6 protein-coding genes are annotated in these 7,345 nt (G+C 71.5%); 5 read left to right on the top strand and 1 reads right to left on the bottom strand.

The genetic code is table 11. The features are described from left to right. Nucleotides 1-569: 569 nt before the first annotated feature. A complete protein-coding gene (locus tag JG616_RS12155; protein ID WP_199360669.1) occupies nt 570-842 on the bottom strand; it encodes a hypothetical protein in 273 nt (90 codons plus the stop codon). 137 nt (nt 843-979) lie between these two features. On the opposite strand from JG616_RS12155, the gene JG616_RS12150 reads away from it, so the two are divergent. The 5 genes from JG616_RS12150 to pdeM are packed head-to-tail and all read left to right on the top strand — an operon-like array spanning nt 980 to nt 7,319. Further along, on the top strand, nt 980-1,465 hold the full coding sequence (locus tag JG616_RS12150) for a pyridoxamine 5'-phosphate oxidase family protein (protein WP_199360671.1): 486 nt from the start codon (nt 980-982) through the stop codon (nt 1,463-1,465). A 9-nt stretch (nt 1,466-1,474) separates the two neighbouring features. Next, a complete protein-coding gene (locus JG616_RS12145) occupies nt 1,475-2,470 on the top strand; it encodes a ligase-associated DNA damage response exonuclease (RefSeq protein WP_199360673.1) in 996 nt (331 codons plus the stop codon). A 40-nt stretch (nt 2,471-2,510) separates the two neighbouring features. Next, complete coding sequence (locus JG616_RS12140) at nt 2,511-4,145, top strand: ATP-dependent DNA ligase (protein ID WP_199392751.1); 1,635 nt, start codon at nt 2,511-2,513, stop codon at nt 4,143-4,145. A 50-nt stretch (nt 4,146-4,195) separates the two neighbouring features. Beyond that, nucleotides 4,196-6,670 carry a ligase-associated DNA damage response DEXH box helicase gene (locus tag JG616_RS12135; protein ID WP_199392750.1) on the top strand — a complete coding sequence of 825 codons (2,475 nt, stop codon included), beginning with the start codon at nt 4,196-4,198 and terminating at the stop codon, nt 6,668-6,670. Continuing rightward, nucleotides 6,654-7,319 carry a ligase-associated DNA damage response endonuclease PdeM gene (gene pdeM, locus JG616_RS12130; protein ID WP_199392749.1) on the top strand — a complete coding sequence of 222 codons (666 nt, stop codon included), beginning with the start codon at nt 6,654-6,656 and terminating at the stop codon, nt 7,317-7,319. Before JG616_RS12135 ends, pdeM begins: the two co-directional genes overlap by 17 nt. The last annotated feature ends 26 nt before the right edge of the window (nt 7,320-7,345 follow it).

Genomic DNA, 7,345 nt, shown 5'->3' with positions numbered 1-7,345 from the left:
AGAGTAGGTCATCGCCAGGGTTTTTACCCCAAAACCCCGCAGCCTCGGCTGCGGGGTTTTTCTTTTGGGCGCCGCGGCGCTTCGACGCATGGCCTGCTGCCGCTCATGTCCCCCGATGCCGGCCTCTGGGCCGGCATCTCCTCCTTGACTTCCCGTCAGCAGGCCACGCGCCAAAGCGATGCGGGGCTGCGGGCGATCTGCGGAAGACCCAAAGCGATGCAGGGTCGGCGGTACGCCGCACAAGGGCCAAAGCCGGGTCCCGCGCCGATCATCTGCGCGGCGTCTCGCGTCTCGCGCCCTGCGGTCAGAGGTCAGAGGTCAGAGGTTCAGCGGTCAGCGGTCAGCGGCCGATTCCATTCGGACTGCGGTGCGATGCCTGCTGACGGGAAGTCAAGGAGGAGGCGCCGGCCGGAGGCCGGCGCCGGGGGACATGAGCGGCAGCAGGCATCGCATCGCAGCAGCGCCAAGCGTCCCGCCAGACGACGCCCCGGGTTTCGCTAGAGAGACTACTTCGGCTTCTTCCAGGACTTCGGAGAAGAACTTTCCTTGCGGTGGAAATGCGCATGTCGTCATCCGTCCGGGCTGTCCTGCCCCCGGCGGATAAGCAGTCCGATCTGGCCGATCACCGCGGTGAGCAGGATCAGCGAATTGGTGACGATGAAGACCCAGTTGTCGAGCATCCAGCTGTAGATGATGAAGCCGACCGAGGCCGCCATCTGGCCGAGGAACAGCCAGCGCGAAACGCCCTTCGCATCCTTGTCCTTCCACTGCGTGATGATCTGGCGGCCCAGCGTGGCCAGCAGGATGGCCGAGGCCGCCCAGCCGATGAGATCGGGGTTCATCCTGCGAGGTCCTTCGGTGGGTGGTGGGCGCGATGTTGCGGCAGCGGAGGTCCGCGCCAGGTGAACCGTGACGCCAACGTGGCTGTCACCGCGGGGGTGATTTCATCCCGGGGACTACCACGTGCAGGAGCACTGAGATGACAGATTCCCGTGAGCTGGAAGAGAAGTTCTGGAAGGCGCTGGAAAGCGATCGCACCGTGATGCTCGGGCTGGATGGCCAGGAAGACGGCCACGCCCGCCCGATGACGGGGCTGGCCGAAGAACGTCGCTCGCCGATCTGGTTCTTCACCTCGTCCGAGAACATGCTGGTGAAGCAGTTGGGCAGCGGCAGTGCGCGCGCCTCGGCGGGCTTCGCTTCAAAGGGACACGACCTGTTTGCCAGCATCCGCGGCAACCTGCGCGTCGACACCGACCGCGCCGTGGTCGAGCGGCTGTGGAATCCCTTCGTCGGCGCGTGGTACGAGGGCAAGGATGATCCCAAGCTGCGCCTCCTGCGCCTGGACGCGGAGGATGCCGAGGTCTGGATGGACGCCAACAGCATGGTCGCGGGCGTCAAGATGCTGCTCGGCATCGACCCGAAGAAGGATTACAAGGACAAGGTCGGCGAAGTCGACCTGCGCTGACGGCACGGCATGGGGCAACGCGACCTGGTGGTGGCCACGCCGGAGGGGCTGTATTGCCCCGCCGGCGATTTCCATATCGATCCCTGGCGACCGGTGCCGCGCGCGGTGATCACGCACGGGCATGGCGACCACGCGCGCGTGGGAATGGGCAGCTACCACGTGGTTGCCGAGGGTTTGCCGATCCTGCGCTGGCGGCTGGGCGAGCAGGACTACCAGGTGCACGACGCCGGTAACCGCTTCCGCCTCGGCGGTGCGACCTTGTCCTTCCATCCGGCCGGCCACGTGCTGGGCTCCAGCCAGGTCCGCATCGAGGCCGGCGGCGAAGTCTGGGTGGCCTCCGGCGACTACAAGCGCGACCACGACCCGACGTGTGCGCCCTTCGAGGTCGTGCCCTGCGACGTCTTCATCACCGAGTCGACGTTCGGCCTTCCGATCTACCGATGGCCGCCGACATCGGCCGTGGCGCGCGAGATCGTGGACTGGCGCGACGAGTGCGCGACAAACGGGGAGGTCGCGATCCTGTACTGCTATGCGCTGGGCAAGGCCCAGCGGGTGCTGGCCGAGCTTGCCGCACACACCGACAGGCCGGCCTATGTGCACGGGGCAATCGACGCCGGCGTGCAGGTGTATCGGGAGCTTGGGATTCCGATGCTCGAGACCCGCCGCGTGGCCGACGAAGCGCGCGGTGCCGACTTCGCCGGCGAGCTGGTGCTCGCACCCCCATCCGCGGCGGGCAGCCCGTGGATCCGCCGCTTCCGCCGCGCCCAGCAGGGTTTCGCCTCGGGCTGGATGCGCATCCGCGGCAACCGGCGCCGGCGCAACTACGACCGCGGCTTCGTGGTGTCCGACCACGCCGACTGGCCGGCGCTGTTGCGCACCGCACACGAGACCGGTGCCCGTCGGGTGATCGCCACACACGGCGACACCGATGCGCTGGTCCGCGTGCTCAACGCGCAGGGCATCGAGACCGGCGTATTCGCGACCGGCTACGGCGAGGACGACTGATGCACCGCGTCTTCGCGCACAGCCGCGTCGGGGCCGCCTGATGCGCCGCTTCGCCGCGCTGTACGAGCGGCTCGACCGCAGCACGGGGACCGCGGACAAGCGCCGCGCCCTGGTCGAGTATTTCCGCGATGCGCCGCCGCGCGATGCCGCGTGGGCACTGTGGCTGCTGTCGGGCGGCAAGATCGGCGGCGCGCGCGCGAAGATCGCGGCCACCGGCGAGCTGCGCACCTGGATCGGCGAGGAAACCGGCACTCCCGACTGGCTGGTGGAAGCCTGCCATCACCAGGTGGGCGACCTTGCCGAAACGCTGGCGCTGCTGCTCGACGACCCGCCGGTCGATGACTCGCTGCCCACCCACGCACGTGACGAACCCAGCCTCGCCGACTGGATCGAGCACCGCCTGGCGCCGGTCGCGAATGCCGAGCCCGAGCTGCGGCGCGCGGTCATCGTGGATGCCTGGCACCAGCTCGTGTTCCGCGAGCGGCTGGTCTTCAACAAGCTGCTGACCGGCGCGCTGCGCGTCGGCGTTTCGCAGGGGCTGGTGCAGCAGGCACTGGCGGAACTGTCGGGCGTGGACATCGCGATGATCGCGCAGCGCATGCTCGGTCGCTGGACACCGGGCGCGGGATTTCTCGAAACGCTGCTGTCGCCGGAGCCACAGCCCGGTGACGCGGCGCTGCCGTACCCGTTCTTCCTCGCTTCGCCACTGGAGGTCGACGCCGCGACCCTCGGGCCGCTCGAGGAGTGGCTGCTGGAATGGAAGTGGGATGGCATCCGGCTGCAGCTGATCCGGCGCCCCGGTGAAATCGCGCTGTGGTCGCGCGGCGAGGAGCGCATGGACGGGCGCTTTCCGGAAATCGAAGCGGCCGCCGCCCGGCTGACGCGGGACTGCGTGATCGATGGCGAACTGCTGGCATGGGAGCCGGGCGCCGACGGGCCGATGCCGTTCAGCGCGCTGCAGACGCGCATCCAGCGCCTCAAGCCGGGACCCCGGGCGCTGGCCGCCGCGCCCGCGCGCGTGATCGCCTACGACCTGCTCGAGCTTGACGGGGTGGACCTGCGCGCCCGGTCGCTCGACGACCGACGTGCGCTGCTCATGGACCTGCTGGCCCCGGACTCCGGAACGGACGCGGCGAGGATCGCGCCGTCGCCGGCCGTCGAGGCCAGCGACTGGACGCACGCCGCCACGATCCGCGAGCAGTCGCGCGAGCTTGGCGTTGAGGGCCTGATGCTCAAACGCCGCGACTCGCCCTATCGCCACGGCCGCAAGCGCGGCGACTGGTGGAAGTGGAAGGTCGATCCGCTGAGCATCGATGCGGTGCTGATCTACGCACAGTCGGGCAGCGGCAGGCGCAGCACGCTGTTCACCGATTACACCTTCGGCCTGTGGGACGGCGAGACGCTGGTCCCGGTCGCCAAGGCCTATTCGGGCCTGGATGACGCCGAGATCCTGCGCCTGGACCGCTGGATCCGGGCGCACACCCTGGAGCGCTTCGGACCGGTGCGCTCGGTCGAGGCGGTGCACGTGTTCGAACTGGGCTTCGAAGGCGTCAACCGGTCGACCCGGCACAAGTCCGGCATCGCCGTGCGCTTCCCGCGCATCCTGCGCTGGCGCGAGGACAAGCCCGCGCGCGAGGCCGACCGGCTCGACGCGCTGCGGGCGCTGGCGCGGTGACGGTGCGACCGGCCGCATCGGACGCGCCTGACGTCCCGCCACCTCCGGGCGTGCGCAGCCGTCGCCGCATCGACGCACCGCTGAGCGCATGGTTCAGCGCCCAGGGCTGGCGTCCCGCACCGTTCCAGCGCGAGGCCTGGCGCCACTACCTTGCCGGCGGCTCCGGCCTGCTGGTCACGCCCACCGGCAGCGGCAAGACGCTCGCGGCGCTTGGTGGTCCGCTGCTCGAAGCGCTGCGCCTGGGCGACGCGCCTCCCGCGAAGCGTCGCGGTGCCGCGGCCGCGCCGCGCCTGCGGCTGCTCTGGATCACGCCGCTGCGCGCGCTCGCCGTCGACACCGTGCGCGCGATCCGCGAGCCGATCGCCGCGCTCGACGTGCCGTGGACGGTCGCGATGCGCACCGGCGACGCCAGCGCGCGCGACCGGCGCCTGGCGCGGCAGGGCCAGGCCGACGTGCTGGTCACCACGCCGGAATCGTTCGCGCTGGCGCTGTCCTATCCCGATGCGGACGCGCTGTTCGCCGGCGTGCGCGCGGTGGTCGTCGACGAGTGGCACGAACTCCTGGGCAACAAGCGCGGCGTGCTGCTGCAGCTGTGCCTGGCGCGACTGCGCGCCGTCGCGCCGGCCGCGCGGACCTGGGGGCTCTCGGCCACGCTGGGCAACCTCGCCGAGGCCCGCGACGTGCTGCTGCCGCAGCAGCCGGACGCACCCATCCTGGCTGCACCCAGGCCGCGGCGGCTGACGCTGGAAACCCTCATCCCCGAGGAGGGCGAGCGCTTTCCCTGGGCAGGCCACCTCGGCCTGTCGCAGCTCGAACGCGTGGCCACGGTCCTGCAGCGCGCACGCAGCAGCCTGCTGTTCACCAACACGCGTTCGCAGGCCGAGCTGTGGCATCGGGCGCTGCAGTCGGTCTGGCTGGATGATCCGTCGACCCTCGCGCTGCACCATGGCTCGCTCGACGCCGCGCTGCGCGCCGAGGCCGAAGCCGGACTGCGCGACGGCAGCGTGCGCTGCGTGGTCGCAACCTCCAGCCTCGACCTGGGCGTCGATTTTCCCGCGGTCGACCAGGTGCTGCAGGTCGGCAGCCCGAAGGGCATGGCGCGGCTGGTGCAGCGCGGCGGTCGCGCGCGGCATCGTCCCGGCGAGGCCGGCCACGTCGTCTGCGTGCCCACGCATGCGCTGGAGCTGGCCGAGTACGCGGCCGCGCGGATCGCGATCGACGCCGGGCGCATCGAGGCGCGGCCGCCGCCGCGCCTGTCGCTCGACGTGCTGGCGCAGCATTGCGTCACCCTCGCGCTGGGCGGCGGCTTCGACGCCGACCTGCTGCTCGCGGAGGTGCGCGGCACCCATGCCTTCGCGCATCTGTCCGACGGGGCCTGGCAGGCCGTGCTCGACTTCATCGTCCGCGGCGGCAGCGCGCTCGAGCACTACCCCGACTACCGCCGCGTGGTGCGCGACGAGGACGGCCGATGGCGCGTCCTCGATCGCAAGGTCGCGTTCCGCCACCGCCTGTCGATCGGCACCATCACCAGCGACGGCAGCGTGCAGGTGCGTTTCGCCAAGGGCGCGCGGCTGGGAGCGGTGGAGGAAGCCTTCGTCTCGCGCCTGCGGCCGCGCGACCGGTTCCAGTTCGCCGGGCGCACGCTCGAGCTGGTGCAGCTGCGCGACATGACCGCCTTCGTGCGCCTGGCGAAGAAGAACGATGGCAGCGTGCCGCGCTGGCAGGGCGGGCGCATGCCGCTGTCGAGCGAGCTGGCGGCCGAAGTCGAGGCGGTGCTGGCGCAGCCGCCGCGCAGCCCGGAGATGCGCGCACTGGCGCCGCTGCTGGCGCTGCAGGCGAGACTCTCGAGCCTGCCCACGCCCGACAGCCTGCTGGCCGAAGCGGTCAAGACCCGCGAAGGCTGGCACCTGTTCCTGTTTCCCTTCGCCGGGCGTGCCGTGCACGAAGGCCTGGCGCCGCTGCTGGCGCTGCGCTGGGCGCGCGACGTGCCCAACACCTTTACCTGGTCGGTCAACGACTACGGCCTGGTGCTGAGCGCGCAGGCCGAAGCCTGGCCGGACGAAGCGCTGCTGGGCCGCATGCTTGGCGTCCACGGCGTGGTCGACGACCTGCGGGCGAGCCTCAACCTGGCCGAGCTCGCGCGCCGCCAGTTCCGCGAGATCGCGCGTGTGGCCGGCCTGCTGCCGCCCTCGCTCCCGGGCCGGGCGATCCGCTCTCTGCGCCAGCTGCAGGCCTCGAGCAGCCTGCTGTTCGACGTGCTCAGCCGGCACGACCCCGGCCACGTGCTGCTGGCGCAGGCCGAACGCGAAGTGTTGGAGGAACAGCTCGAAGTCGTGCGCCTGCGCGCCGCGCTGGAACGCTGCAGCGCCCGCAGCCTCGTGCTGCGCAGGCCACGCGGCCTGACGCCGCTGGCCTTCCCGCTGTGGGCGGAGTCTATGCGCGGCCAGCTCAGCACCGAGGACTGGCGCACCCGGGTGAAGCGGGCCGCCGCACAGCTGGAGGGACGCCATGTCGCACGCGGCTGAGCTGCGGCTGGCCGGCGAGCCGATGCGCCTGCTCGCCGACCGCGCCCTGTACTGGCCCGCGCGCGAGCGGCTGCTCATCGCCGACCTGCACCTGGGCAAGGGCGACATCATGCGCGCGGCGGGAATCGCGGTGCCCAGCGGCGGGACCCGGCACGACCTCGACCGCCTGCACGCGCTGCTCGTGCAGACCAGTGCGCGCCAACTGTGGGTGCTGGGCGACTTCCTGCACGGCCGCCGCCACCCGCGCGTCGAGGCCGAATGGCGCGCGCTGCTGGCCGCACATCCCGGCTGCGTGGCCAGCGTCGTGGCCGGGAACCACGACCGCGCCCTGGTGGCCGACGCGGCCGGCATCGTCCATCTTCCCGACGACGTGCGCGACGGCCCGTTCCGCTTCCGCCACCTCCCGCTGGAGACCGCGGACGGTATCGGCGGCCATGTCGTGTGCGGGCACCTGCACCCGGTCGCGCGGCTGCCCGGCCTGCCGGGGCGCCACCCCGCGCTGGTGCTCGAACCCGGGCAGACGATCCTGCCGGCATTTTCCGCGTTCACCGGCGGGTACCTGCTGCGGCACACGCAGGCCTGGATTGCCTGTGCCCACGGCGAACTGGCCGGCAACGCAGACGCGCCCTGGCGGCGCGACGCGCCTTGACCGGAGCACCGCACGCTGCTGGCGTG

This window comes from Luteimonas sp. MC1895, from assembly GCF_016457215.1.
In the GTDB taxonomy this organism is placed as follows: Bacteria; Pseudomonadota; Gammaproteobacteria; order Xanthomonadales; family Xanthomonadaceae; genus Luteimonas.
This window is presented reverse-complemented; position numbering and strand designations above follow the sequence as displayed.